The following is a 25,071-nucleotide window of genomic DNA, read 5'->3' as shown; positions in this document are numbered from 1 at the left end:
CTGCCGCCGCGCCTGCGCGTCGGCGGCAGCCATTGCCACTACTCTCGATAGTTGCAGTTCAGCGCATAATCGCTACTCTTGGCGCCTCGAATCAGCCGTATCGATGAGAATTTCATGCTGAGCTTCCTCCCCGCCCCACTGCGCGGCAGCCTTGCCGCCCTGCTGCTGGCGCTCAATACCCTGTTCTGGTGCTGGCCGCTGTTCGCCCTGTCGCTGCTCAAGTTGGCGCTTCCCGTTCCAGCGGTACAACGCAGCCTGCGCTTCGGCATGCACTGGATCGCCGAGTCCTGGATCGCGATGAACAGCTTCTGGATGGATCTGGTTCGCCCGATCCGCTGGGACGTGCAGGGCCTGGATCAGGTCGACATGCATCACTCCTACCTGGTGACCAGCAACCACCAGAGCTGGGCGGACATTCTCGTGCTGCAATACCAGCTCAACCGGCGCATGCCGTTCCTCAAGTTCTTCCTCAAGCAGGAGCTGATCTGGGTGCCGGTGATCGGCCTGTGCTGGTGGGCGCTGGAGTTTCCCTTCATGAAGCGATTCAGCAAGGAATACCTGGCCAAGCACCCGGAAAAGCGCGGCGAGGATCTGGCCAGCACGCGCCGGGCCTGCGAGCGTTATCGGACCAACCCGGTGTCGGTGTTCAATTTCCTGGAAGGTACCCGCTTCACCGAAGACAAGCACGCCGAGCAGGCCTCGCCCTATCGACATCTGCTCAAGCCGAGGGCCGGCGGCATCGCTTTCGTCATCGACGCCATGGGCGAGCAGCTGTCCGCGCTGATCAACATCACCATCCACTACCCGGACGGTCGCCCCAGCTTCTGGGACCTGTTGGCCGGCAATATCCCTCGGGTCGTGGTACGGGTCGAGGCACAGCCGATCCCTGCCGAGTTCCTGCGCCGGAACTACGATCAGGACGAGTCCTACCGCCTGGCCTTCCAGCAGTGGGTCAACCAGCTGTGGACCGAGAAGGACGCACAACTGGCCCAGCTGCATCAGGACTACCCGACGCGGCGCTGACCGTTCAGAGCGCGCCCCAGGACACGCTGGCCGGAAACGCCCGGGCCTGCTCGGCTGTCACCGCCGGTGACACCAGGAAGCCCTGCATGACGTCGCAGCCGTTGTGCAGCAGCCAGTCACGCTGCGCCAGGGTTTCCACCCCTTCGGCCACCACTTCCAGGCCGAGGTTGCGCCCCAGGTCGATAATGGTGCTGACGACCGCCGCATCGCGCGGAGAGTCCAGCATGTTGGCGATGAACAGCCGATCGATCTTCAGCGTATCCAGCTCGAAGTGGCGCAGATACGCCAGCGACGAATAACCGGTGCCGAAGTCGTCGATGGCCACCCGCACGCCGAGCTTGCGCAGCTGGCGGAGCTTCTCGCAGCTCTGTTCCAGGTCCTGCATCAGCGTGCCTTCGGTGACTTCCAGTTCCAGCTGCGCAGGGTTCAGCTGGTACTCGTCGAGCAGCCGTCGCAGCACGTCGAACAGTCCCGCGCGGCTGAACTGAACCGGGCTGACGTTCAGGCTGAGGATCAGGTCGCTGCCGAATGCGGGCAGCCACCGGCAGTACTGGTCCATGCCCTCGCGCAACACCCATTCCCCCACCCGCTCGATCAGCCGGGTTTCCTCCAGCAGCGGAATGAAATTGCCCGGCTGGTTCTCGCCGGCATCGCCCTGCGGCCAGCGCAGCAGCCCTTCGAAGCCCCGGAGCTTGCCGCTGGCCAGCATCACCTGCGGCTGGAAGAGCAGTTCGAAGTCATTGCGTTCGGTGGCGCTGCGCAGGTTCTCCTCCATCATCAGCCGCGCGTGGGCACGCTCGTTCATGTCGCTGGAGAAGAAGCGATACTGGCGGCGACCGGCACGCTTGGCCTCGTACATGGCCATGTCCGCCGAGCGCAGCAGTTGGTCGACGCTGACGCCGCAATCCGGAAAATGGGCAATGCCGATGCTCGCACCAAGGGTCACCTCGGTGCCGTCGATCTTGTGTCGCACAGAGATCAGTTCGATGAGCTTTTCTGCCACCCGTGCCGCGTCTTCCGGATGATCGAGCGAATCGAGCAGCGCGGTGAATTCGTCCCCGCCCATGCGCGCGATGATGTCGTAGGGGCGCATACAGGTTTCCAGCAGACGCGCCACCTTGCAGAGGATTTCATCGCCCGCGTCGTGGCCGAGGGAGTCGTTGATGCGCTTGAAGCCGTCCAGGTCGATATAGAGGATGGCCATCCGCTTGCCGTTGCGGTCGACCCGCGCCAGCGACGACTCCAGCGCCTGATGGAAGCCGCGGCGATTGAGCAGCCCGGTGAGCGAATCGGTCACCGCCTGGGTTTCCAGCTGCGTATGGAGATTGCGCACCACCGACATGTCCAGCGCAATGACCACCATTGAACGCTGCTGGCGTGGCAGCGGCGAGCTGGACAGCGCCACCGGCAACGGCGTGCCGTTGGCAGTGTGCAGCTGCGCCTCGTGCAGGCGATAGGTCGAACCACTGCGCCAGTAGCGATAGAAGTCCGATTCGTGCCAGCTGTCGGGCATTTCCGGCGCCGCCAGATGCGACAGCAGGGGCGTACCCTGCAGGTCCTCTACGCGGGTGTGCAACATGCCGGCGATCGCCGGATTGGCGAAGCTGATGTAGCCATCCTCGGCGACCACCAGGATGCCTTCGGCCGCGTTGCTCAGCACCGAGGCATTGAACGCGCGGGCGCTGTCGAGTTGCTGGGTGAGCAGCTGCAGGTCGCGGCGATTGTGCTCGTGGGCCAGCAGCGTGTTGATCTTGTGCTTGAGCACCTGAGGGTCGAACGGCTTGAGGATGAAATCCACCGCCCCGGTGGCGTAACCGCGCAGCACCGAGTCGCGGGTATGCGCGATGGCCGAGACGAAGATGATTGGCGTGTAGCGCGTGTGTGGGCTGCCGCGCATCAGCCGCGCAACCTCGAAGCCATCCATGCCGGGCATCTGCACGTCCAGCAGCACCAGCTCCACGTCCAGTTCGAGCAGCGCCTTGAGCGCCGCCTCGCCGGAGTTGACGGTATGCACCTGCCAGTCACCGTCGCCGAGCAGAGCCTCCATCGCCACCAGATTGGCTTCGCGATCGTCCACCACCAACAGCGTGCGGCTGCGTGGCTTGGCCTTAAGCTGCGTCTGACTCATCGCCAACCTCCGAGCCAACCTTGCCGAGCGGTTGGCAACAAGCATGTTCGCCAGCCATCGACCGCGTCGGGCGATATCGGTCGGGCTTCGTTTCCACCACAGCCATGTTCAGCGCGCACTTCTCGCTCACTCCTCTCCAGCATCAGCCGCACCCACTGCCAGCCCCAACCATTGACGCAGCAACGCCGCCAGTGCCGGGGTTTCGACCGGTTTGAGCAACAGGTCGTCGGCCCCCGCGGCGATGCAGCGCTCGCGCGTCTCGGCATCGGCCACGGTTACCAGGGCTACGATCGGCGCCTGGCAGTCATGGTCCTGTTTGAGTCTTCGTGCCAACTCCGGACCTTCCGCTCCGGGTTGGCTCATGTCCAGCAGTACCAGATCGAAGGCATCCTCTTCGAAACGTTCGACCGCCTCGTCGGCGCTGGTTGCCGGCACCACCGGCAAACCCAGCTCGTCGAGCTGGGCCGTCAGCGAATAGATCAGCCGCACATCCTCGTCCACCAGCAGCACACGCTGCCCGGCGGACGCCACCTGTAGCGAGGCGGCCGGGCTCGGCGACGCCGCCGCCGGCTCCGGTCGTATCAATGCTCCCATGCGTTCCACATCTTCCTCCTTGGACAGCGTCATCGCCGAATAGCGGCGCAAGCGTTGCATTTCCTCGTCCGACAGCGGCTGTCGGCTGTTCAGCAGCACCGTGATGCCACGCAGCGAGCGCAAGCGTTCGAGGGCATCGAGCAGGTCGAGGCCGGTGTCATCGCTCAGCTCATGGTCGACCACCACCACGGGGAACGTCTGTTCGGCATAGGCCAGCCTGGCCGCCTCGGCCGTCGCAGCCAGGGTCACGCTGTACCCTAACCGCTCGAAATAGTCGCGGATCAGCATGCGGCGGCGCGGATCGGTTTCCACCAGCAGCAGACGCAGCGGGTTGTGCTCATGGCGGGCCAGCTCGATGAAAATGCGCTCCAGCTCGGCCTGTGCCACGGGTTTGACCAGATAGCGCGAACCGTCGTCGTGCCAGTCATGCGGCTGCGGCACGCAGGAGATGATGATTACCGGCATGCCCTGGTGCCGCTCGTCGGCACGCAGCTCACGGTGCACCTGCCAGCCGCTGATGTCCGGCAGCAGGATGTCGAGAATCACTGCGGCGAAATGCTCACGGCGCAGCGCCTCCAGACCCTGCTCGCCGGTGCTGCAGATCAGGCTGGTAAAGCCATGGTTCTGCCCGACCTCGGCCACCACCGAGGCGAAATCGGCATCGTCCTCGACGATCAGCAACCCCGGTCCGCGCCCGCGCCGTTGCGGTTGGCGAGGCAGCTGGGCCTGGGTCGCCGCGGGTGCGTCCGAGACGACCGGCAACAGCACGGTGAAGGTCGCCCCTTGTCCCAGTTCGCTGTTGACCATTACCTGGCCGCCCAACACTTCCACCAGTTGCCGCGTGATCGCCAGCCCCAGGCCGGTGCCGCCGTAATGCCGACTGATCGATCCATCGATCTGCTGGAAGGCCTGGAAAATGCGCTCCTGCTGATCCTTGGCAATCCCGATGCCGCTGTCGCGGACCTGCAGCTGCAGCATCTGCCGCCCGTCCTGATCGGCGGGCAGAAGACTGGCCGTCAGCTGGACCTGGCCCTTCTCGGTGAACTTCAGCGCATTGGTCAGCAGGTTGTTCAGGATCTGTTGCAGGCGAGCGCGATCGGAGTTCAGTGTCAGCGGTACCGCAGGATCGACCTCCATGGTCAGGCTCAGCCCCTTCTGCGCGGCCATGCTGCCAAGCGAGGCTTCCAGGTCTCTGAGCAGATCGCGCAGGTTCAGCGGTTCCAGCTTGAGCTGCATGTGGCCGGATTCGATCTTGGCCAGATCCAGCACGTCGTTGATCAGCTGCAGCAGCTCGTGCCCGGCCCGATGGATGATGTCGGCATGCCGGACCTGTTTGTCGTTGAGGTTGCCGGCGCCGTTCTGTCGCAGCTGATCGCTGAGGATCAGGATGCTGTTGAGCGGCGTACGCAGCTCGTGGGACATGTTGGCGAGGAATTCCGACTTGTAGCGGTTGGCCACCGCGAGCTGATCGGCCTGTTCGCGCAACCGCCGCTCGGCAGCCTTGCGATGGCTGATGTCGATGATCACTGCCTGCAGCAGCTGTTCGTCGCCGCTGCGCAAGGGCGACAGACCGATCTCCACCGGCAACGCGCTGCCGTCACGGTGAAGACCGAACAGCTCGCGGTTGCTGCCCATCCGTCGCGGCTCGGGATGTTCCGTATAGCCCTGTCGCAAGCCTCGGTGCGCGTCGCGCAGTGCCTCCGGCAACAGCAGCTCGACCGGCTGGCCGAGCAATTCCTGGCGCGTGTAACCGAACAGCAGCTCGGTCTGCCGATTGACCATCACGATGCTGCCCTGCGTGTCGACCAGGACGAAGGCATTGGGCGAGGCTTCCACGACGTTGCGGAAGCGCTCGTCGTCCCGCTTGCGGGCCTGCAGATCGAGCAGGTTGATGACGTAATACAGCGCATCGTCGTGGCGGAAGCTGGTCAGGCTGACGGCCACCGGAATCGGCGTGCCATCTTCGCGCTGCGCCTGCAGCTCAAGCTGAGTGGTGTCGCGCAGTTGCCGGAGGATCTGCTCCCCGAGCACACCTGGCACATAGCGGCTGACCCGTTCGCCGGCAAGCAGATCGGCCGGCCCGCCCAGCAGCTGCCCTGCGCTCTGGTTGGCCAGTTCGATGCGCCCACCCGCGTTGCACAGTAGCGTCGCCACCGGCAGCTGCTCGATCAGCTGGCGGAACCGCGCTTCGCGCTCCTGCAGTTGCAGGCTGAGCGCCTGACTGCTGCGCAGCGCCCGCTCGCGCAGGTATAGATAGCCGCCCACCAGCAGGGAGAACAGCACCGCGGCGGTCAACGCCGCGGCAAGGTTGAACGCCCGGTTGTTATCACGCAGCACCGCCTCGTATTCCGGCGTGCTCGCCACCTGTAGCTGCCAGCTACGGCCATACATGTAGATGTTGCGGATGCGCTGGAACTTGGCATCGGCGCTGACCTGGGCACGCCCCGTCAGCAGCGGCGAATCGGGGCTGGCTGCATCGAACAGCTGCAATTGCAGCATCCGGCTGCGCGAACCCAGGATGCCTTCCATCAGGTCGGTCAGGCGAAAAGCGCCATGCAGGGTGCCGATGAACGCGCGCTGACGCTCGTCTTCGGTGGTCACCGGGGCAGCCTGCGCATAGAGCGGGAAGAACAGCAGCACGCCAGACTGCACATTCTGGTCGGTTTCCTGCTTGAGCCGCAGCGGGCCGGTAAGCACCGGGTTGCCACTGTCGCGGGAGCTGATGATGGCCTCGCGACGGGTCGCTTCGCTGAACAGGTCGAAACCGAGCACGCGTCGATTGCGCCAGTCGGTCGGGTGGATGTAGTCGGTCACCACGTACTCGTCGCGCTCACCCGACGGGTACATGCGGAAACGCTCGCGGCCGGAGGCGCGAATCTGCGCGATCAGGTCAGGCAGGGTCTGCGGCGTCGCATGGCGGGCCAGCGCAACCGCCTGGATACCGGGATAGAAGTCCTGCAGCTGCAACTGGTCCGCGGCACGCGCCCAGTCGTCGGCCTTGACCTCGTCGCTGCCAGCCACAACGCCAGCCAGCCCACGTAGCACCATCTCGTAGGCACGCATCCGCTCGCGGAGGGTGTGATCGATGTCATCGACGGCAAACGTGAAGCGCTGCTCCTGCTCGACCTTGCTGCGCTGCTCCTGGACGTGCCATTGCCAGCCAATCCATCCTCCCAGGCCCGCCATCAGGGCCAGTGCGACCAGAACTGGCAGCCAGGACCTACGGGAATGGAGAGCGGGACGATCATCCATTCGACCTCCTCTGTGCCAACCGGCGTGCTATCGAAGGTCAGATTCGAATAGCGCAGAGAGGTTCCATGGCGGAAGGGTCTAGCAGATTAATGGCGTCTGAATTTCGGCAGTTGCAGGGCCATTGCAGCCCTGCAACCTATGACACGATTACAGCGGACGAAGGTTGATCTCGACGCGACGATTCTGTGCGCGGCCGGCGGCCGTATCGTTGCTGGCGATCGGCTGGCTCGGGCCGGCGCCGTAAGAAGAGATACGCGCCGGAGCAACACCGTTGGCGATCAGGTAGGACGCGACGCTCTGCGCGCGGCGGTTGGACAGGTCCTGGTTCAGTTGCAGCGAACCGGTGCTGTCGGTATGGCCGACGATGTCGACGCCGTTCTTGTTGAACTCCTTGAAGACCTGCACCAGCGAGTTCAGCGTCGGGTAGAAGCTGCTGGAGATGTCCGCCGAGTTGCTGGCGAAAGTGATGTTGCCCGGCATGATCAGAGTCAGGTTGTCGCCATTGCGCTGAACCTGAACACCGGTGCCCTGCAGCGTCTGGCGCAGCTTGGCTTCCTGGGTGTCGACGTAATAGCCATAGCCACCGCCCGCCGCACCACCGACCGCGGCGCCGATCAGCGCGCCCTTGGTACGGTCCTTCTTGCTCGAGGTCGCGGCACCGATGACCGCGCCGCTGACAGCGCCGATACCGCCATAGACGCCCGCCTTGCCGGCCTGCTGTTCGCCGGTGTAGGGGTTGGTGGTGCAGCCGACCAGCAGAGCGACACTTGCAGCCAGGGCGGTCATGTTCAGCATTTTCATAATCACTTCCTTCTCTCGTCAGTTGCCAGGACCGTCCCTTCGCTCGCCGAGCGCAGCCCTGAATGCGGCGCTAGATTACCATCGACCATGCGCGAGAATAGGAACCGTGCGGCAGAACCCGTCCAACGGCTCGGCACATCAGGCACGCACGAAGGGGTTTTCCCGCATCTCATCACCCAGGCGGGTATCCGGGCCGTGTCCGGTCACCACCGTGGCGTCTTCGTCGAGGGCATAGAGCCGCTGCCGGATGGACCGCTCGATGCTGGCGTAGTCGCCGCCCCACAGATCGGTGCGCCCGATTCCGCGGCGAAACAGCGTATCGCCAGCGATCAGCAGCTTGGCGTCGGCGAACCAGAAGCTCATCGAGCCTGGCGTATGCCCAGGGGTATGCAGCGCCACGCCGCAGCCGCAGGCCAGCTCCTCGTCATCGGCCAGCCACCGGTCGGGCGCCGGCACTGGCGTGTAGGGCACGCCGAACATGCGGCACTGCATTTCCAGGTTGTCCCAGAGGAACTGGTCGGCCTTGTGCAGATGCAGCGTGGCGCCGGTCCGCTCCTTCATCTTGCCGGACGCGAGGAAGTGATCCAGATGCGCATGGGTGTGGATGATGCTGACCACCTTCAGACCATGGGCCTCCAGCCGCGCCATGATGAGTTCTGGGTCGCCACCCGGGTCGACCACGATGGCTTTCTTGCTCAGCGGGTCGCCGATGATGGTGCAGTTGCACTGCAAGGGGCCGACGGGAAAGGTTTCGCGGATCAGCGTTGTTTGGGTGGCCGCCATGACGTCCTCGATTGGGCTGTTTCACTGCGCCGACGGCGCGGGACGAACAGATTGCCGCCTGCACGGGTGGCAGGCAATCCTGCGCACCGCCCACGACCGCCGGGCAATTTTCCGGCCCCGATGGAGTCATTGAAAAGGCATGCGCATTAGGCGCACCCCAACCGAGGGAACTGATCGTTATGCATGACCTGCAGGCAATCATCGACGGCCTGCCCGGCATTTATCTGATCGTGGCGGCGGATGCCGAATACACCATGGTTGCCAGCAGTGACGAGCGCTTGCGCGTCACCATGACTCGCCGGGAAGACGTGATCGGCAAGCCGCTGTTCGAGGTATTCAGCGACCATGAGCCGGAGAAGCCGAGCTCCGGCGCAGCGACGCTGCGTCGCTCCCTGGAGGATGTCATCGCCACCGGCCAGACCCAGCGACTGAGCCAGGTGCGTTATGCCATCCGGCGCCCCGAAGCCAGTGGCGGCGGATTCGAGGAGCGCTTCTGGAACGTGGTCAACGCGCCGGTGAAGGACGACCGCGGGCGGGTGCGTTATGTCATCCATCGGGTCGAGGACGTTACCGCCCATTTGCATGCCCAGGAGCTTGCCCGTGCGCAGCTGCAGGAAAGTGACGAACGCCTGAATGCCGCGCTGCTGGTCTCGGGCACGGGGACCTTCTATTGGCAGCTCGCGAGCCAGCGGATCGACATGGACGCCGCCATGTTGCGCCTGGTGGGCATGGAGGGCTTCGGCGAGATCCACCTGAGCGACCTGCTCGAGCGCATGCACCACGACGACCGCGAACGCCTGGTGCTGTGGGCGAACGCTGCGCCAGGAGTGGTGACGATTTCGAAATGCACTTCCGCGTGCTGCTGGGCCAGGGCGAGCGCTGGCTGTTCGGGCGGGCGATGAACGTGCGTGACCAGGCCGGGCGGCCATCCTACCTGGTCGGCGCGTGCATCGATGTCACCGAGCACAAGCGCACCGAACTGGCCCTGCAGCGCCTGAACGACACGCTGGAAAGCCGAGTCGATGAGGCCATTGCAGCCCGCGCAGCCGCCGAATCGGCACTGCACCAGGCACAGAAGATGGAAGCGGTCGGTCAGCTCACCAGTGGCCTCGCCCATGACTTCAACAACCTGCTGGGCGGCATCGTCGGCTCGCTGGGCCTGCTCGAACGTCGCCTCGATCAGGGCCGCCACGATGACCTGCGACGCCATCTCGTCAATGCCCAGAGCTCGGCAGACCGGGCGGCTGCCCTGACCCATCGGCTGCTGGCCTTCTCCCGGCGCCAGCCGTTGCAGATGCGGCCGACCGACGGCAACGCGCTGGTCAGCAGCATGCGGGACCTGCTGCAACGCACCATCGGCCCGCTGGTGGCGTTCGAGCTGATGCTCGCCGACGACCTCTGGCTGACCCGTTGCGATGCCAATCAGCTGGAGAACGTGCTGCTGAACCTGGCGCTCAACGCCCGTGACGCCATGCCCAACGGCGGCCGTTTGCGCATCAGCACCGCCAACCGGGAGTTGGACGACGCAGCAGCGGCCCGTTTGGGCATGTCCGCCGGCAGCTATGTGCTGTTGTGCGTCGAAGACAACGGCAGTGGTATCGCACCGGAAAAGCTGCCCTATGTGTTCGACCCCTTTTTCACCACCAAGCCGCTGGGCGCCGGAACCGGTCTGGGCCTGTCGATGGTCTACGGGTTCGCCCGGCAATCGGGCGGCAGCGTGCAGATCGACAGCACGCCCGACCAGGGCACCTCGGTCTGCCTGTATCTGCCACGCTACCGAGGCGCCCTGCTGGAACAGCCGGAGCAGGCCGCACCGCGCCAGCGGCCGAATGCCCCAGCCGGCCGTCGCGTGCTGGTGGTGGACGACGAGGACAACATCCGCACGCTGGTATGCGAGGTGCTGGAAGAAATGGGCCACCGGACGTTGCAGGCGGCCAATGGCGTCACCGCCCTCGACCTGCTGGCGAAGACCGACCCGATAGATCTGCTGATCACCGATATCGGCCTGCCCGGCGGCATGAACGGGCATCAGTTCGCCGAGCGGGCCCGCCTGCAGCTGCCGGACCTGAAGGTGCTGATGATCACCGGCTATGCGGAGGAAGCGCTGATCGCCGCACGACCCTCGACGCAAGCCGAGGACCTGCTCGGCAAGCCCTTCACACTGGACGTCCTGCAAGAACGGGTGCAGACCCTGCTGGAGTCCGCCCCCGCGTAACCGAACGCCTTCAGCGCGAAGCCTGCTGCGCGACGCCCTCCGTCTGCCAGCGGGCAAGCTCACTGCGGATGCGCTTCTTGTCCAGCTTGCCGACACTGGTCTTGGGAATCTCGGTGACCACGGCGATCTGCTGGGGAATCGCCCACTTGTTGATATGGCCTTCGGCAACCGCCGGCTCGAGGAAGTTACGCAGCTGTTCGGCATTCAACTCTTGGCCTTCGCCCAGCACCACCAGTGCGAAGGGCCGCTCACCCCAGCGCTCGTCCGGCACCCCCACCACGGCCACGTCACGCACAGCCTCGTGGCGGCTGATCAGTCCCTCCAACGTCAGTGACGACAACCACTCCCCGCCAGTCTTGATCACGTCCTTGATGCGGTCGCGGATCTCGATATTAGCCATCTCGTCGATCACCGCGACGTCACCGGTATGCAGCCAGCCGCCGGCCCAGAGCTCCTCGCTCTTCTCCGGCTCGTTGTAGTAGCCCTGGGTCAGCCAGGGCGCCCGCAGTACCAGCTCGCCCTGAGAGGCGCCATCCGCCGGCAGGAAACTGCCATCGGCGGCCTGGATCGCCGCGTCCACCAGCACCACCGGCACACCCGCCTTGAGGTGGAAGGTGCTGCGCGTGTCCTCGTCGGCCTCCAGCAGTTCGTCGTTGATGTGCGCCCCGGAGATCAGCGGGCAGGTCTCGGACATGCCGTAGGCGGCGATCAGATTCATACCGGACGCCTTTGCCTGGTCGTAGAGGCCGCGGGTCAGCGCGCTGCCGCCGATGGTGATCTTCCAGCCCTTGAAGTCGGTGCCCTGGGCCGCCTTGGCGTTGAGCAGCATCTGCACGATGGTCGGCACGCAATGAGAGAAAGTCACCTGCTCACGGCGCCAGAGGTCGATCAGGTACTCGGGGTCGTAGCGGCCCGGATAAACCTGTTTGAGGCCGAGCATGGTGGCAACGTAGGGCAGCCCCCAGGCATGCACGTGGAACATCGGTGTGATCGGCATGTAGACGTCGTCCGAGCCCATCAGCCGCGGATTTTCCCGACAGCCGACGGTCACCGCCGCGGCCAGGGTGTGCAGCACCAGCTGGCGATGGGTGAAGTACACGCCTTTGGGGTTACCGGTGGTGCCGGTGGTGTAGAAGGTCGTGGCGACCGAATCCTCGTCGAAGTCCGGGAAGTCGTAGCTCGGCGCGGCGTCGGCCAGCAGGCTTTCGTACTCGCCGACGCAGTCCGGCAAGCCAACATCGTGCGCATCGCTGTCGGTGAGCAGCAGGGTCTTCTGCACGGTGGTCAGCTGGCCGGCGATCGCCTGGTACAGCGGTACGAACTCGCTGTTGACCAGCACGAAGCGGTCGTCGGCGTGGTTCATGGTGTAGAGGATCTGATCCGGCGACAGCCGCACGTTGATGGTGTGTACCACCGCGCCGATCATCGGGATGGCGAACATGCATTCGAGGTAGCGATGGCTGTCCCAGTCCATCACCGCCACCGTATCGCCCGGCTTGACCCCGGCCGCGGTCAGCACATTGGCCAGCCGCGCCACACGCTGGGTGAGGGTGCGGTAGTCGTAACGCAGCTGGTCGCGGTAGACGATTTCCCGGCTGCGCTCGTAGCGCACGCCGGACAGCAGCAGGCGCTTGATCAGCAGGGGATACTGGTAGGCGTTCGCCGCGGGCTTGATGACACGGGTCTGCAGCATGGAGGGCATCCTGTTCTTGTTGGACTTGTACGCTGCACTCTAGAGCGTCGCCCCCCGGGCAAAATCAGTCCAAAGGATTATTTTCCCCGCACCTCGTTTCAGCGTGTTAACCGATCTCGCTCAGGGCCAGGCGAGCGCCGAGGCCGATCAGCACCGCCCCCGTCAGCCGATCGAACCAGTGCCCCATGCGCGCAAAGCCAGCACGCACGCGGCCTCGGCTGAACAGCCAGGCCACCAGCAGAAACCACAGCGCGGTCGCACCGGCGAGGTAGAGACCGTAGCCGGCCTGCACCAGCAGCGGTGTATCGGGGCTGATCACGACGGTGAATAGCGAGAGGAAGAACAGCGTGGCCTTGGGGTTCAGGCCATTGGTGACGAAGCCGATCACGAACGCCCGCCACGCGCTTCGCGCCACCGGCGCGTTCGTCCCGTCGATCGCCTCCAGGCTCATCGGCCGAGCCCGCAGCGCTCGCCAGCCGAGGTACACCAGATAAGCGGCCGCCAGCCACTTGAAGAGGTTGAACAGCACAATCGACTGCGAGACGATCAGGCCGATGCCGAGCAGGGAGTAGGCGACATGGACGAATATTCCGCAGCCGACTCCCAGCGCCGTCCAGCTACCCGCACGCCGGCCCTGCGCCACGCTTTCGCGCACCACCACCGCGAAATCCGGGCCGGGGCTCGCCACCGCGAGCAGATGCACCAGCGCCACGGTCATAAATTCCATCCAGTACACAATCCGCTCTCCACGCCTAAGCCCAGGTTGGCATTGTCGACCAGCCCTGGCGACTTCGAAAGGTACAGTTGATGCCCAATCGCGCCGTTTTCCTCGACCTCTCCCCGCTCGACCAGGGCGACCTCGACCTCGCCCCGCTGCGCAGCGCCTTCGACGAGCTGGTCTGCCACGACCTGAGCACGCCGGAACAGGTCGTCGAGCGCCTGCGCGGCGCGCAGGTTGCCATCGTCAACAAGGTGGCCCTGGATGCGCAAACCCTCGCCGCCTGCCCGGAACTCAAGCTGATCCTCGTCTCGGCGACCGGCGTCAACAACATCGACCTGCAGGCCGCCCGTGAACGCGGCATCGCCGTCAGCAATTGCCAGGCCTACGGCACCCCAACCGTCGCCCAGCACACCCTGATGCTGCTGCTGGCCCTGGCCACGCGGCTGCCCGACTACCAGGCTGCCGTCGCCCGCGGACGTTGGCAGGAAAGCGGACAGTTCTGCCTGCTCGACTTCCCGATCGTCGAGCTGGACGGCAAGACCCTCGGCCTGCTCGGGCATGGCGAGCTGGGCAGTGCCGTGGCGAAGCTGGCCGAAGCCCTGGGCATGCGGGTGCTGGTCGGCAACCTGCCGGGACGGCCGAAGCGCCCGGATCGCCTCGACCTGGACGAGCTGCTGCCACAGGTCGATGCACTGACCCTGCATTGCCCGCTGACCGAACAGACGCTCAATCTCATCGGTGCCCGCGAGCTGCAGCTGATGAAGCCGACCGCCTTCCTGATCAACGCCGCCCGAGGCGGGCTGGTGGACGAACAGGCACTGGCCGATGCCCTGCGCCGAGGCCACCTGGGCGGTGCTGCCACCGATGTGCTGACCAGCGAGCCGCCACGCGATGACAACCCGCTGCTCGCCCCGGACCTGCCGCGTCTGATCGTCACCCCGCACAGCGCCTGGGGCAGCCGCGAGGCTCGCCAGCGCATCGTCGCTCAGCTGGCCGAGAACGCCACGGCGTTCTTCGCCGGCAGCCCACTCCGCCAGGTCAACTGAGCCGGGCAACTGCGGCTTGCGAGAGAGGCCGCCGAGCCCCTAAGCTCCCGGCCTTTTTCAGGGAGACGCCAATGGACCCGCGAAGCGAAGTGCTGCTGCGTCAAGCCGAGCTGTTCGGCGGCCGGGCATTGCTCGCCGGCCTGCCGGCCGACGACCTGCTGGGACAGCTGGCGGGCGCCACCGCCTGGAGCTGGCACGCCGGCGAACAGCAGCAGCTGGACAAGCGCTTCGGCGGGCGCTGCTCCTTCGGCGTCGCCCCGCCGCAGGGGGTGTTCGACACGGCGGTGCTGTTCCTGCCGAAGTCCCGCGAGCTGACGGACTATCTGTTGCAGACCCTGGCGGCACGTTTGCCCGGCCGACCGCTATACCTGGTGGGCGAGAAGCGCGGCGGCATCGAGCGCGCCGCCAAGCAGTTGGGCAGCTTCGGCCGTGCGCGCAAGCTTGACAGTGCCCGCCACTGCCAGCTCTGGCAGGTCGAGATCGAGCAGGCGCCCGCCGCGCCGGATCTCGATGCCCTGGCCAGCCATATCACCCTTCAGCTGGCTGACGGGCCGCTCGAGGTGGTCAGCCTGCCGGGTGTGTTCAGCCATGGTCGGCTGGATCTGGGCAGCGCCCTGCTGCTCGAGCACCTCGATAACCTGCCCGGGGGCCGACTGCTGGATTTCGGCTGCGGTGCCGGCATTCTCGGTGCCACGCTGAAGCGCCGTTATCCGCAAAGCGAGCTGGTGCTGCTGGACGTCGACGCCTTCGCCGTCGAAAGCAGTCGCCGGACGCTCGCCGCCAACGGGCTCGAAGCTGAAGTCATTGCCGGCGATGGCATCGACGCTGCGCCTCGGCAACTGGCGGCCATCATCAGCAACCCACCCTTCCACCAGGGCGTGCACACCAGCTACCAGGCCAGCGAAACGCTGATCGAGCGCGCCGCCGAGCATCTGCAGGCGAGTGGCGAGATGCGTATCGTGGCCAATGCCTTTCTGCGTTACCCGCCGCTGATCGAGCGCCATCTCGGCGCCTGCCAGACGCTGGCCGAACGCGACGGATTCCGCATCTACCGCGCCGAGCGGCGCTGAGGCCGGCGACGAGCGGTTGCATCCACCGGCCGGGTGCGGCAAACTCGCCGCCGTCCTTGGGGGAGTAGTCTCCGACGAGCGCCCTGCTCGTCCGGCATGCGTCAACACACTTGGTCCGCAGACCATGGCGCATGCGACCGGCCAGCCTAGCAATAGCGCATGGCCCGGTTTGACAAGACCCATGACATGTACACCTGACCCGGGCGGGCAGGCTGCGCATGTCATGGTGAATCTGTCGACCCGCCCTGTAAGGAATGCCGCTTGGAATCGTTCTTCGTTCCCACCCTCATCGTTGCCCTCGCCGAAATCGGCGACAAGACCCAATTGCTCGCGCTTCTGCTGGCGGCCCGCTATCGCCGCCCCTGGCCGATCATCTGGGGCATCGTCGTGGCGACACTGGCCAACCATGCCGCGGCCGGTGCCGTGGGCAGCTGGGTATCAAGCCTGTTCTCGCCGGTCGTGCTGAGCTGGATTCTCGCCGCGAGCTTCGCCGCCGTGGCGCTGTGGACGCTGGTGCCCGACAAGCTCGACGATGACGATGCCAGGCTCGGTCGCCCCTATGGCCCCTTCGTCGCCACCACAATCGCCTTTTTCATCGCCGAGATGGGCGACAAGACCCAGGTCGCCACAGTGATGCTGGCTGCGCAATACCCCGAGTTCGTGTTGGTCATTCTCGGCACCACGGTCGGCATGCTGCTGGCCAACGTTCCTGTGGTGCTGGTGAGCCATTTCGCGGCCGATCGCCTGCCGCTGACGCTGATTCGCCGGGTCGCGGCCGGCGGTTTCGCCGCTCTCGCCGTCTACGCCGGTTATCAGGCTGTGACCATGAGCACGATTGTCTCAGGCTGATACGCAGCGCAAATCTGCGCGCCGACGGAGCTGATAGAGTGCGCTACCGCAGCGCACCACCAGCGCCCCGAGGAGACCGGCTGCATGTCAGCGGATGGACGCAAGAAACGAGTCTGCAACCATATCGATCTGAGCTGGAACAAGGGCCGCCTGGCCCTTTCCGAACAGATGCAGAGCAAGTATTTCGCCTACAAGGGCTCATTCATCAGCCAGCCGCTGAACAGCGCAGGCTTCGCCGAACTCGTGCGCAACGTGCGTGCGGCCATGCCGGACCTGGAAGTGGTGGTGGATGAGTGCATCTGCGAGGGCCACAAGGTGGTCACCTCGAGCACGGTGATGGGTACGCTGGCCACGCCCCTGTTTGGCTATTCGGTCACCGACAAGATCCTCGCCATCGCCGCCATGAGCGTCTGGACGCTCAATCCTGCCGGCGACATCGAGGAGGTCAACACCCTCATCGATCTCGAGGGTGTGCACCAGCAGCTGGGTATCGAAACGCCTCTCTCGACCCTACTGTCGCCGACCTGAGCGGTCGGCGACCATCTTCGTCAGCGGCCGCCGCGAGCCTGCTCGTAGAGCGGCATCACCTTCGGAATGTTGGCACGCAGCGCCGCCGTGCGAGTCGCCGAGGACGGGTGGGTGCTCATGAACTCAGGCGGAGCCGAGCCACCGGCCGAGGCCATCTTTTCCCACAGCGTGATCGCCGCGTTCGGGTTGTAACCGGCACGGGCGGCCAGCTCCAGGCCGATCAGGTCGGCTTCGTTCTCGTTGCCACGGCTGTTGGGCAGCGTCATCAGGTACTCGACGCCCATGTTCGCCAGCTGCAGTCCGCCAGTGCCGACACCCATCGCCGAGCCCAGTTGGGTGGCCATCTGCACGCCGTAGGCCTTGGACATGGCCTCGCGCCCGTGCTCACGCAGCGCGTGGGCGATCTCGTGGCCCATCACCGCGGCGATCTCGTCGTCGGTGAGCTTCAGCTTCTCGATCAACCCGGTATAGAAGATGATCTTGCCGCCCGGGCCGCAGTTGGCATTCAGCTCGGGGCTGTCGATGACATTAACTTCCCAGGCCCACTGCGCGGCATCCGGGCGGAATACGCCGACCTTGGCGATCAGCCGCTCGGCGATGCCATTGACGCGCTTGGCAATCGCCGTGTTCTTTTCCAGCACGCCCTTGCTTGCGGCAGCGCTGAGCGTTTCCTGATAGGACTGGGCATACATCTGGTTGACCTGGTCGGTCGACAGCATGCTGAACATGTACTGCTTGCGGTCGACCCCCACGGCCCCACCGCTGGTGGTGTTGACGGCCTGACAGCCGGCCAGCGCGGTGGCGGCGATCAGCATGGATAACGTGCGCGGCTTGAACATCGAGTCTCTCCGGAAAACCTGCACCGTATCCTAGATCGGGCCTATCGGGCAGGCAACCGGCCGCCCCGCTGCAGTTGTCGCAAATCCTGCCGATAAGGTGGCTATCCGCTGCGCAACTGGAGTAACGCCATGTTCCGATCCATCCAGACCGCCTTCGCCGCACTGGCCGGCGCCTGCACCCTGACCGTCATCGCGGCGCTGTTGCTCTATGCACTGGCGGCGGGCGTGCGCAGCCAGGCGCTGGTCGAGGAGCGGACTCGCGCGCTGATCGACGGCATGGTGGAGCAGCGCGTCACCGCCCTGGCTCAGGCACAGGTCAACCGCATCCAGGCACAGCTGCAGGCACCCCTGCAGATCGCCACCAGCCTGGCCAGGGTGCATACGCTCACCGCACTGACCGGTGATGACGGCATGCCGATGGCCAACCTCAGGCGCGAGGAGCTGATCAATCTCGCGCGCCAGACGTTGATCGAGAACCCCGATCTCACCAGCACCTATATCGCCTGGGAACCGAACGGCGTGGATGCGAACGACCTGATGTATCGCGGCGACGAGCCGGGCATGCTCGACGGTCGCTTCGCCAGCTGGATCTACCGCGATGGCAGCGGCCAAATGAAGATCGACCGCCTCTCCGACATCGAAGACACCAGGCTGCTCGACACCGGGATACGCGCCGGCGAGTACTACCTGTGCCCGCGCGAACAGCTCAAGCCGTGCGTCGGCGACCCGGCACCGTATGACATGAACGGCCAGACCTACCTTCTTTCCTCGTTCAATGCCCCCATTCTGGTCGATGGCAAGTTTCACGGCATCGTTGGCGCGGACATCAGTGTCGACTTCATCCAGCAGTTGCTGAGCAACGCCAACGCGCAGCTCTATGGCGGCGTCGGCGAGATCGCGCTGATTTCCAACAACGGCCGCCTGGCTGCCTACAGCACCGACAAGAGCCTGATCGGCAAGCCTGCAGCACAGATTCTCGATGCCGAGGAGCAGGTGCTGGTCCAGCGCCTGCCAGCCGGGCAGAGCCATTACCAGATCGACCAGGCAGGTGGGCACGTCGCATTGTTCCTGCCGTTCTCCTTCGAAGGTACCGACGCGCGCTGGGTCCTGATGCTGCAGCTGCCGATCGCCGAGGTGATGAAGGATCTGGATCAGCTGATGGCGGCACTCGGCGCGGAAAGCCGCAGCAGTCTGACCACCATGTTGATCATCGGCGTGCTCATCGCCGTTGCCGGTCTGCTGGCCATCTGGCTGATCAGCCGGCGCATCACCCGTCCGCTGCGCGACATGGTGGTGATGCTGGACAACATCGGCCAGGGCGAAGGTGACCTGACCCAGCGCCTGCATATCGACAGTCGCAACGAGCTGGGCCAGATCGCCACCGGTTTCAACACGTTCCTGACACGCCTGCAGGGCATGATCAGCGAGGTGGTCGGCTCGGTGCAGAAGGTCAGCGATGCGTCCGAGCACACCGCCGACATCGCCATCCGTACCGACAAGGGCGTGCAGACGCAGCTGGCCGAGATCGAACTGGTCGCCACCGCTGTGCACGAGATGACCGCCACGGCGCAGGACGTGGCGCGCAATGCGACCCAGGCCGCGGAGGCTGCCAGCCATGCCGACCGCGCGGCCAATCAGGGCCGGCATATCGTGCAGGATACCGGCGCCACCATCACCGAACTGGCCGGCGAAATCGGCCGTGCCGTGGACGTTGTGCAGACCCTGGCCCGCGACAGCGAGAACATCGATGCCATCCTGGTGACCATTCGCAGCATTGCCGAGCAGACCAACCTGCTGGCCCTGAACGCGGCGATCGAGGCTGCCCGTGCCGGTGAGCAGGGCCGCGGCTTCGCCGTGGTGGCCGACGAGGTCCGCAATCTGGCGCAGAAGACGCAGCAGGCCACCGGTGAGATCCAGCAGATGATCCAGCAGCTGCAGAACGGCACGCGGGACGTGGTACAGGTGATGGAACAGAGCCAGAGCCGCACGCAGCGCAGCGTCGAGCAGGCCGATGCGGCAGCCGAGGCGCTGCAGGCAATCACCCAGGCGGTTTCGCTGATCAACGACATGAACAACCAGATCGCCAGCGCCGCCGAGGAACAGAGCGCGGTGGCCGAAGACATCAACCGCAATGTCACCAACATCGGTCAGGTCGCCCAGGACGTCGCTGGCGGCGCCGAGGAAGCCAGCCAGGCGAGCGCCGGCCTGACGCGTCTGGCCGAGCAGCAGCGCCGGCTGATCAATCAGTTCAAGGTCTGACGCAGACGCTCCGAAGGCCCCGCCTCAAGCCGGGGTGAGGCATTCGGGCGCATCGAGGCGCGGATCGTTGACCAACGTCGCCAGCGGCCGTTCGCGCAGTGCCGGGCTCGGCTGCAGCAGCAACTGCTGCAGCGTTTCGAGCGGCGTGGCGGGGTCGAGCCAGGCCGCCTGTCGGGCCTCGTCGAGGATCAATGGCCGGCGTAGCGTCGCCGCCGGCTGGGTCACGACAGCTGCGCTGAGATAGGTGTGCCCCTGCACCGGATAGGCTTCCCAGAGCGCCGCGAAATAGGCGAGCGAGCCGTCACAAGTCATCCAGTACGGGCGCTTGCGGGCCGAGCCGCGCCACTCATAGAAGCCGTTGGCCGGCAACAGCCCGCGACGCAGGCGAAAGGCTTCGCGGAACATGGGCTGCTCGGCCAGGGTTTCGGCCCGGGCCTGGGCCGGTGTGCGGGTCAGGTCAGTCAGCCAGGCAGGCGTCAGCCCCCAGCGCACCCGGTCCAGCTGCAAGCCTCTGTCGGCCTGGCGCAGCAGCAGCACCGAAGCGCCCGGCGCGAGACTCCAGTGCGGTCTTTGATCGGAAGGAAAACCGGGCAAGGCGGCGAAATCCTGGCTCCAGCGGAAAAGGGCGTAGCGGCCGCACATAAGGGAACTCGTCAGCAGATCAGTTCGCCGGGATAGCTCTCCGGTTCATCGCCCGGCACCGGCTCGGCGCCATTGTACGCAGCGATCAGCTGGCGCGCGCGTTCGGCATCCTCGTCCGGCACCATCAGACCGAGCAGCCCCGCTGCGGGCAACTCACCCATGGCGCCGATCAGGTGGCTACCGGCAAGGAATGCCTCGATGCCCTCGGCCACCAGCATGCCGCTGAGCATTTCCGCTTCCAGCAGGTCGCGCGGCTCGTAGATGCGACGCATCATTCGTCCTCCCTGAAGACCTGTAGTTGCCAGTCGACACCATCGGTACGCAGGTCGAACTGCACCGGGCGGCAGCACACCGCGCAGTCCTCGATGTACTGCTGATCACCGGCACTGAGATCGAGCGTGGTCTCTACCGCCTCGCCGCAATACGGGCACTGATAGACCTGTGTCTCGAGCATCAATCCTCCACGTGACTTGTCGCTATAATCGCCGTCTTCAAAGGTTGTCGATTCGCACCTTTTGAGAAGACCGACCCGGTGCGCCTCGCAGTGACACCTCTGGGTCGCAGGCATCGGCAGACGATCAGGCGAAACGGCATCCGAACTCCATGAGTATGAGCCAGCCGGCTCCGGTCCGTTCCGCAAATCGCCCTGCCCTGTGCTGCAGGCCCGTTCCTCATTTCCTTTACAGAGAGCATGATGGACGAATTCGAAGCCATCCGACCCTACGCCGACGCCGAAGTACCGACTGTCATGGCGCGCCTGTTCGCTGACCGGGAGTTTCTCGACATTCTGGCGCACTTCCGCTTCCCGCGCCTGGCCGACAGCATGGGCTGGCTGATCAAGCCGGTGATCTCGCGCCGCCTGCGCAAGCAGTTCGCCAGCATCCATACAGTGGATGCCCTGCAGCACAAGATCGAAGCCTATATCGACCGGACCATCGAGCGCGCCACCGACGGCGTGACCTTCTCCGGACTGGAGCACCTGCAGAAGGGCCGCGCCTACCTGTTCCTGGCCAATCACCGCGACATCGTGATGGACCCGGCCTTCGTCAACTACGCGGTCTACCAGGCCGGCATCCGCACACCGCGCATCGCCATCGGCGACAACCTGCTGCAACGCCCCTTCGTCAGCGACCTGATGCGCCTGAACAAGAGCTTCATCGTGCGCCGTTCCATCACTGGCCGCCGGGAGAAGCTGGCCGCCTATCAGGTACTCTCGGCGTACATCAATCACTCGATACGCAACGACGGCGAGTCGGTCTGGATCGCCCAGGCCGAGGGCCGCGCCAAGGATGGTGACGACCGTACCGATTCGGCCATCCTCAAGATGCTGCACATGAGCCGCAAGGACGAAGCCTTCGCCGAGGCGCTGGAGGCGCTGCGTCCGGTGCCGGTATCGATCAGCTACGAGTACGACCCCTGCGATCAGGCCAAGGCCCGGGAGCTCTACATCCGCGCCACGACCGGAACCTACAGCAAGGCTCCGGGCGAGGATGACACCAGCATCGCGTTGGGTATCACCGGCTATAAAGGCCGCGTACACATTGCCTTCGGCTCGCCGATGGAAAGCGTGCCGGACGACGCCAAGCAGATGGCCATAGCGGTGGATCGGCAGATTCTCGGTAGCTACCGGCTGTTTCCGGTGCACTACCTGGCCTACCGGCTATGGGACGAGCAGGACCCGGAAATCAAGGTGCCCAGTGCCGCCGAACTGTTCAGCCGCGAGGAAATCGAGCGGGCCGAAGCCGAATGGAGCAAACGTCTGGCTGCCTGCCCGAGCGTGCAGCAGCCGTACCTGATCCAGCAGTACGCGACCCCGGTGCGCAACCAGTACCGCCTGCTGGCTGGGTTGGAGCCCTGAACAGTCCGCTCAGAGCATCCGCGAGGCCATGGACAGGCCGAGGGCGAGCGCCAGCCCGCCTGCACCGAAACGGTAGAAGGCCAGGTTGACCCGCGCGGTTGCAGCTGCGCGAGTCAGCAGCACCGACGAACCGACCGCGGCCTGACCGCGCGAACCGGCCCGTGCGGCCCGCCACTGGGTCGCCGCCAGCAGCCATCCGCCGCATAGCGCGCATACCAGCGCTAGTACATTGAGAAGCAACGCCGGAGCCAGGATCAGCTCGGTCTGCGCATGAAACAGCATCGGGATTCCTCGATTACATGTCGACCGGCCGACGCCGGACAGCCGCCCAGTTTACCTGTGCAGCCCTTCCTTCCCCGGCAAAACCGACGAAATGGCGCGCGCCGGCACCATCATCACCCCGGATTATGACGCCATCTTCACCGGTCGGCCTTGACTTATGACCGGCCCCACCTTCACCCTCGGCATACCTCGAAACGGCGAAATAGAGCGTGTGCGGGGGTCGACAGCGACATCCACGGCATCACCCGGAGCCGCTGCCGGCACACATCGCTACGCCGATCACTTGGCGCCGCTTCGGCTGCGCCACGGGGAATCAGTATTCAGAACCACAGGACGAAATAATGAAAACAACAATGTTCACAACCGGAGCCTTAACCCTATCGCTGCTGGCCAGCAGCGCCATGGCCGCGGTATCCCAGTCCGAGGCGGCACGCCTGGGCAGCGAACTGACCCCGGTCGGCGCCGAGAAGGCTGGTAATGCGGCAGGCACCATTCCCGCCTGGACCGGCGGTCTGGCGCAGGATGCCGCTCCGGTTTCGCCCGATGGCTTCGTCGGCGATCCCTATGCCGGCGACAAGCCGAAGTTCACCATCACCGCGCAGAACTACGAGCAGTACAAGGCCAACCTCACGCCCGGCCAGATCGCCATGTTCAAGCGTTACCCGGACAGCTACCGGCTGCCGGTGTACGAGACCCGGCGCAGCGCCGCCATGCCGCAGCACGTCTACGACGCGGCGGCCCGCAACGCCACGCAGACCCAGCTGGTTCGCGGCGGCAACGGCCTGGAGAACTTCGAGAAGGCCATCGCCTTCCCGATTCCCAAGGACGGTCTGGAAGTCATCTGGAACCACATCACCCGCTACCGTGGCGGCTCGGCGCGTCGCGTCGTCGCCCAGGCCACGCCGCAGGTGAACGGCAACTTCAGCCTGGTGAAGTTCGTCGACGAGGTGGTCTACACCGACACCCTCACCGACTACAAGCCGGAGAAGCATGGCAACGTGCTGTTCTATTTCAAGCAGCAGGTCACCGAACCCTCCCGCCTGGCCGGCAACGTGCTGCTGGTGCACGAAACCCTGGACCAGGTGAAGGAACCGCGAATGGCGTGGATTTACAACGCCGGCCAGCGCCGCGTGCGCCGCGCCCCGCAGGTCGCCTATGACGGCCCGGGCACCGCAGCGGACGGCCTGCGTACCTCCGACAATCTGGACATGTTCAACGGCGCGCCGGACCGCTACGACTGGAAGCTGATCGGCAAGAAGGAGCTGTACATCCCGTACAACGCCTATCGCCTGGATTCGCCGCAGCTCAAGTACAGCGACATCATCAAGCCCGGCCACATCAACCAGGATCTGACTCGCTACGAGCTGCACCGCGTGTGGGAAGTGGAAGCGACCCTGAAGACGGGTGAGCGCCATATCTATGCCAAGCGCCACTTCTTCATCGACGAGGACACCTGGCAGGCCGCAGTGGTCGATCATTACGACGGTCGCAATCAGCTCTGGCGCGTGGCCGAAGCCCACGGCCTGCACTTCTACAATGTGCAGGTTCCGCTGTACTCCATGGAGACCCTCTACGACCTCATTTCCGGCCGCTACCTGGTCATGGGCATGAAGAACGAAGAGAAGAACCCCTACACCTATAACTACAAGGCCAACTCCAACCAGTACACCCCGGCAGCCCTGCGCAGCTCCGGCGTACGCTGACAGCCTGCTCGCCACCGACGCCCCGCCTCGGGCGGGGCGTCGTCGTTATGGCAGGGGCAAAAAGAAACCCCGCCACGGACAGCCGTGGCGGGGTTCGGGTGCAGCACGTACGTGGTATCGCGGGCCGGCTTACTGGGCCAGCAGGCGGCCGATGTTGTCGTCGCGGAATACCCGGGTCAGCGCATCGCTCAGCACATCGCTGACCAGCTTGGTGTTGGTCTGCTCGTTTGGCGCCATGCCGAAGCGCTGGTTCAACGATGCACCATAGCGGCCGTTGTAGCGCTTGCCGGCGTTCTGCACCTCGATCTTAAGCGTTGCGCCGATATTCGCCTCGGTGACGTACAGCCCCTCCTTCGGCGACTGATACTTCAGCTCGGCCAAGGTCAGCGTCAGCTGCGGCGCGTTATAGGCGTTCGGCGATGGCGTGAAACCGAGCAGTCGCACGGCGGCTTCGGTCTGGGCCTGCAGCTTGGGGATGACCTTGGCACTCGGCACGATCACAGCGCTGGTTTCCGGATACAGGCCGCCACGAGTGCCGAGGGTCGGCGACGGGCGCGCATCGACCACCCGTACGACCACGGGCTGCCCCTGGCCAACGGGATTGATGGTGCCGTTGAGTTTGGGGTTCGGGTCGAGCTGCTGCGGGCTGTGGGCACAACCGACCAGACTCATTCCAAGAACGGTGACAAGACCGAACAACAGGCGTTGCAGCATGCTGTTTTCTCCAGGGTTAGGGGCGATGAATGCGGCGCAGTATACCCACCGGCACGACGCGCCGACAGTGA

At 65.1% G+C, this 25,071-nt stretch carries 22 protein-coding genes and 1 riboswitch; of the genes, 10 read left to right on the top strand and 12 right to left on the bottom strand.

The features are described from left to right. Window positions 1-114 precede the first annotated feature (114 nt). Window positions 115-1,023 carry an acyltransferase gene (locus PSTAB_RS05150; protein ID WP_013981996.1) on the top strand — a complete coding sequence of 303 codons (909 nt, stop codon included), beginning with the start codon at window positions 115-117 and terminating at the stop codon, window positions 1,021-1,023. Window positions 1,024-1,027: 4 nt separating this feature from the next. On the opposite strand, the gene PSTAB_RS05145 is transcribed toward PSTAB_RS05150, so the two are convergent. From PSTAB_RS05145 to PSTAB_RS05130, 4 genes are all read right to left on the bottom strand, one after another. Further along, window positions 1,028-3,151, bottom strand: coding sequence for a two-component system response regulator (locus tag PSTAB_RS05145; protein ID WP_011912307.1), 2,124 nt, complete (start codon window positions 3,149-3,151; stop codon window positions 1,028-1,030). Window positions 3,152-3,277: 126 nt separating this feature from the next. Beyond that, complete coding sequence (locus tag PSTAB_RS05140) at window positions 3,278-6,997, bottom strand: CHASE domain-containing protein (RefSeq protein WP_013981995.1); 3,720 nt, start codon at window positions 6,995-6,997, stop codon at window positions 3,278-3,280. 147 nt (window positions 6,998-7,144) lie between these two features. Beyond that, a complete protein-coding gene (locus tag PSTAB_RS05135) occupies window positions 7,145-7,798 on the bottom strand; it encodes a YiaD family glycine zipper/OmpA-like lipoprotein (RefSeq protein WP_011912305.1) in 654 nt (217 codons plus the stop codon). A gap of 138 nt (window positions 7,799-7,936) precedes the next feature. Continuing rightward, on the bottom strand, window positions 7,937-8,581 hold the full coding sequence (locus PSTAB_RS05130; protein ID WP_011912304.1) for an MBL fold metallo-hydrolase: 645 nt from the start codon (window positions 8,579-8,581) through the stop codon (window positions 7,937-7,939). A 179-nt stretch (window positions 8,582-8,760) separates the two neighbouring features. Between PSTAB_RS05130 and PSTAB_RS21875 the strand changes: the two genes are divergently transcribed. Further along, window positions 8,761-9,483, top strand: coding sequence for a PAS domain-containing protein (locus tag PSTAB_RS21875; RefSeq protein WP_013981993.1), 723 nt, complete (start codon window positions 8,761-8,763; stop codon window positions 9,481-9,483). Beyond that, a complete protein-coding gene (locus PSTAB_RS05125; RefSeq protein WP_232243995.1) occupies window positions 9,426-10,796 on the top strand; it encodes an ATP-binding protein in 1,371 nt (456 codons plus the stop codon). Before PSTAB_RS21875 ends, PSTAB_RS05125 begins: the two co-directional genes overlap by 58 nt. 10 nt (window positions 10,797-10,806) lie before the next feature. On the opposite strand, the gene PSTAB_RS05120 is transcribed toward PSTAB_RS05125, so the two are convergent. Beyond that, a complete protein-coding gene (locus PSTAB_RS05120; protein WP_013981991.1) occupies window positions 10,807-12,489 on the bottom strand; it encodes a fatty acid--CoA ligase in 1,683 nt (560 codons plus the stop codon). Between the two features lie 106 nt (window positions 12,490-12,595). Continuing rightward, entirely contained in the window at window positions 12,596-13,225 is a 630-nt protein-coding gene (locus PSTAB_RS05115) for a LysE family translocator (RefSeq protein ID WP_013981990.1), read from the bottom strand. 71 nt (window positions 13,226-13,296) lie between these two features. On the opposite strand from PSTAB_RS05115, the gene PSTAB_RS05110 reads away from it, so the two are divergent. The 4 genes from PSTAB_RS05110 (at window position 13,297) to PSTAB_RS05095 (ending at window position 16,703) form a co-directional block, all read left to right on the top strand. Continuing rightward, on the top strand, window positions 13,297-14,256 hold the full coding sequence (locus PSTAB_RS05110) for a 2-hydroxyacid dehydrogenase (protein WP_013981989.1): 960 nt from the start codon (window positions 13,297-13,299) through the stop codon (window positions 14,254-14,256). A gap of 71 nt (window positions 14,257-14,327) precedes the next feature. Continuing rightward, a complete protein-coding gene (locus PSTAB_RS05105) occupies window positions 14,328-15,326 on the top strand; it encodes a class I SAM-dependent methyltransferase (protein ID WP_013981988.1) in 999 nt (332 codons plus the stop codon). Between the two features lie 54 nt (window positions 15,327-15,380). Further along, window positions 15,381-15,497: riboswitch (yybP-ykoY riboswitch) on the top strand. Window positions 15,498-15,587: 90 nt separating this feature from the next. Continuing rightward, on the top strand, window positions 15,588-16,175 hold the full coding sequence (locus PSTAB_RS05100; protein WP_011912298.1) for a TMEM165/GDT1 family protein: 588 nt from the start codon (window positions 15,588-15,590) through the stop codon (window positions 16,173-16,175). 84 nt (window positions 16,176-16,259) lie between these two features. Next, window positions 16,260-16,703 carry an ester cyclase gene (locus PSTAB_RS05095; protein ID WP_013981987.1) on the top strand — a complete coding sequence of 148 codons (444 nt, stop codon included), beginning with the start codon at window positions 16,260-16,262 and terminating at the stop codon, window positions 16,701-16,703. 20 nt (window positions 16,704-16,723) lie between these two features. Here PSTAB_RS05095 and PSTAB_RS05090 read toward each other — a convergent pair whose 3' ends face one another. Next, window positions 16,724-17,542 carry a M48 family metallopeptidase gene (locus tag PSTAB_RS05090; protein WP_011912296.1) on the bottom strand — a complete coding sequence of 273 codons (819 nt, stop codon included), beginning with the start codon at window positions 17,540-17,542 and terminating at the stop codon, window positions 16,724-16,726. Between the two features lie 129 nt (window positions 17,543-17,671). On the opposite strand from PSTAB_RS05090, the gene PSTAB_RS05085 reads away from it, so the two are divergent. Continuing rightward, window positions 17,672-19,801 (top strand): methyl-accepting chemotaxis protein, encoded by a 2,130-nt coding sequence (locus tag PSTAB_RS05085; RefSeq protein ID WP_013981986.1) that lies wholly within the window; start codon window positions 17,672-17,674, stop codon window positions 19,799-19,801. 24 nt (window positions 19,802-19,825) lie between these two features. Here PSTAB_RS05085 and PSTAB_RS05080 read toward each other — a convergent pair whose 3' ends face one another. Genes PSTAB_RS05080 through PSTAB_RS05070 form a run of 3 tightly spaced genes read right to left on the bottom strand, consistent with a single transcriptional unit; the run spans window position 19,826 to window position 20,897 of the window. Next, window positions 19,826-20,443, bottom strand: coding sequence for an SOS response-associated peptidase (locus PSTAB_RS05080; RefSeq protein WP_013981985.1), 618 nt, complete (start codon window positions 20,441-20,443; stop codon window positions 19,826-19,828). Window positions 20,444-20,454: 11 nt separating this feature from the next. Further along, window positions 20,455-20,715 (bottom strand): putative signal transducing protein, encoded by a 261-nt coding sequence (locus PSTAB_RS05075; protein WP_011912294.1) that lies wholly within the window; start codon window positions 20,713-20,715, stop codon window positions 20,455-20,457. Then, entirely contained in the window at window positions 20,715-20,897 is a 183-nt protein-coding gene (locus PSTAB_RS05070) for a CPXCG motif-containing cysteine-rich protein (protein ID WP_013981983.1), read from the bottom strand. The genes PSTAB_RS05075 and PSTAB_RS05070 overlap by 1 nt, the downstream gene beginning before the upstream one ends. A gap of 237 nt (window positions 20,898-21,134) precedes the next feature. Between PSTAB_RS05070 and PSTAB_RS05065 the strand changes: the two genes are divergently transcribed. After that, window positions 21,135-22,301, top strand: a complete 1,167-nt coding sequence (locus PSTAB_RS05065) for a 1-acyl-sn-glycerol-3-phosphate acyltransferase (RefSeq protein WP_013981982.1) — start codon at window positions 21,135-21,137, stop codon at window positions 22,299-22,301. A gap of 9 nt (window positions 22,302-22,310) precedes the next feature. On the opposite strand, the gene PSTAB_RS05060 is transcribed toward PSTAB_RS05065, so the two are convergent. After that, the gene (locus tag PSTAB_RS05060; protein ID WP_011912291.1) at window positions 22,311-22,583 is read right to left on the bottom strand and encodes a hypothetical protein; all 273 of its coding nucleotides are present in this window, start codon (window positions 22,581-22,583) and stop codon (window positions 22,311-22,313) included. A 353-nt stretch (window positions 22,584-22,936) separates the two neighbouring features. Here PSTAB_RS05060 and PSTAB_RS05055 point away from each other — a divergent pair, with 353 nt between their 5' ends. Next, window positions 22,937-24,286, top strand: coding sequence for a DUF1329 domain-containing protein (locus PSTAB_RS05055; RefSeq protein ID WP_041771658.1), 1,350 nt, complete (start codon window positions 22,937-22,939; stop codon window positions 24,284-24,286). Between the two features lie 129 nt (window positions 24,287-24,415). Here PSTAB_RS05055 and PSTAB_RS05050 read toward each other — a convergent pair whose 3' ends face one another. Then, window positions 24,416-25,000, bottom strand: coding sequence for a YajG family lipoprotein (locus tag PSTAB_RS05050; RefSeq protein ID WP_011912289.1), 585 nt, complete (start codon window positions 24,998-25,000; stop codon window positions 24,416-24,418). Window positions 25,001-25,071: the final 71 nt, after the last annotated feature.

It is taken from the genome of Stutzerimonas stutzeri, from assembly GCF_000219605.1.
Lineage (GTDB): Bacteria > Pseudomonadota > Gammaproteobacteria > Pseudomonadales > Pseudomonadaceae > Stutzerimonas > Stutzerimonas stutzeri.
Note: the sequence above shows the minus strand (reverse complement) of the source record. Positions and strands in the feature narration are given on the sequence as shown.

Bases quoted from the DNA above. Each gene is read 5' to 3' on its own strand.
- PSTAB_RS05150 (WP_013981996.1), top strand. From the start codon at position 115: ATGCTGAGCTTCCTCCCCGCCCCACTGCGCGGCAGCCTTGCCGCCCTG.
- PSTAB_RS05145 (WP_011912307.1), bottom strand. From the start codon at position 3,151: ATGAGTCAGACGCAGCTTAAGGCCAAGCCACGCAGCCGCACGCTGTTG.
- PSTAB_RS05140 (WP_013981995.1), bottom strand. From the start codon at position 6,997: ATGGATGATCGTCCCGCTCTCCATTCCCGTAGGTCCTGGCTGCCAGTT.
- PSTAB_RS05135 (WP_011912305.1), bottom strand. From the start codon at position 7,798: ATGAAAATGCTGAACATGACCGCCCTGGCTGCAAGTGTCGCTCTGCTG.
- PSTAB_RS05130 (WP_011912304.1), bottom strand. From the start codon at position 8,581: ATGGCGGCCACCCAAACAACGCTGATCCGCGAAACCTTTCCCGTCGGC.
- PSTAB_RS21875 (WP_013981993.1), top strand. From the start codon at position 8,761: ATGCATGACCTGCAGGCAATCATCGACGGCCTGCCCGGCATTTATCTG.
- PSTAB_RS05125 (WP_232243995.1), top strand. From the start codon at position 9,426: ATGCACTTCCGCGTGCTGCTGGGCCAGGGCGAGCGCTGGCTGTTCGGG.
- PSTAB_RS05120 (WP_013981991.1), bottom strand. From the start codon at position 12,489: ATGCTGCAGACCCGTGTCATCAAGCCCGCGGCGAACGCCTACCAGTAT.
- PSTAB_RS05110 (WP_013981989.1), top strand. From the start codon at position 13,297: ATGCCCAATCGCGCCGTTTTCCTCGACCTCTCCCCGCTCGACCAGGGC.
- PSTAB_RS05105 (WP_013981988.1), top strand. From the start codon at position 14,328: ATGGACCCGCGAAGCGAAGTGCTGCTGCGTCAAGCCGAGCTGTTCGGC.
- PSTAB_RS05095 (WP_013981987.1), top strand. From the start codon at position 16,260: ATGTCAGCGGATGGACGCAAGAAACGAGTCTGCAACCATATCGATCTG.
- PSTAB_RS05090 (WP_011912296.1), bottom strand. From the start codon at position 17,542: ATGTTCAAGCCGCGCACGTTATCCATGCTGATCGCCGCCACCGCGCTG.
- PSTAB_RS05085 (WP_013981986.1), top strand. From the start codon at position 17,672: ATGTTCCGATCCATCCAGACCGCCTTCGCCGCACTGGCCGGCGCCTGC.
- PSTAB_RS05080 (WP_013981985.1), bottom strand. From the start codon at position 20,443: ATGTGCGGCCGCTACGCCCTTTTCCGCTGGAGCCAGGATTTCGCCGCC.
- PSTAB_RS05075 (WP_011912294.1), bottom strand. From the start codon at position 20,715: ATGCGTCGCATCTACGAGCCGCGCGACCTGCTGGAAGCGGAAATGCTC.
- PSTAB_RS05070 (WP_013981983.1), bottom strand. From the start codon at position 20,897: ATGCTCGAGACACAGGTCTATCAGTGCCCGTATTGCGGCGAGGCGGTA.
- PSTAB_RS05065 (WP_013981982.1), top strand. From the start codon at position 21,135: ATGATGGACGAATTCGAAGCCATCCGACCCTACGCCGACGCCGAAGTA.
- PSTAB_RS05060 (WP_011912291.1), bottom strand. From the start codon at position 22,583: ATGCTGTTTCATGCGCAGACCGAGCTGATCCTGGCTCCGGCGTTGCTT.
- PSTAB_RS05055 (WP_041771658.1), top strand. From the start codon at position 22,937: ATGTTCACAACCGGAGCCTTAACCCTATCGCTGCTGGCCAGCAGCGCC.
- PSTAB_RS05050 (WP_011912289.1), bottom strand. From the start codon at position 25,000: ATGCTGCAACGCCTGTTGTTCGGTCTTGTCACCGTTCTTGGAATGAGT.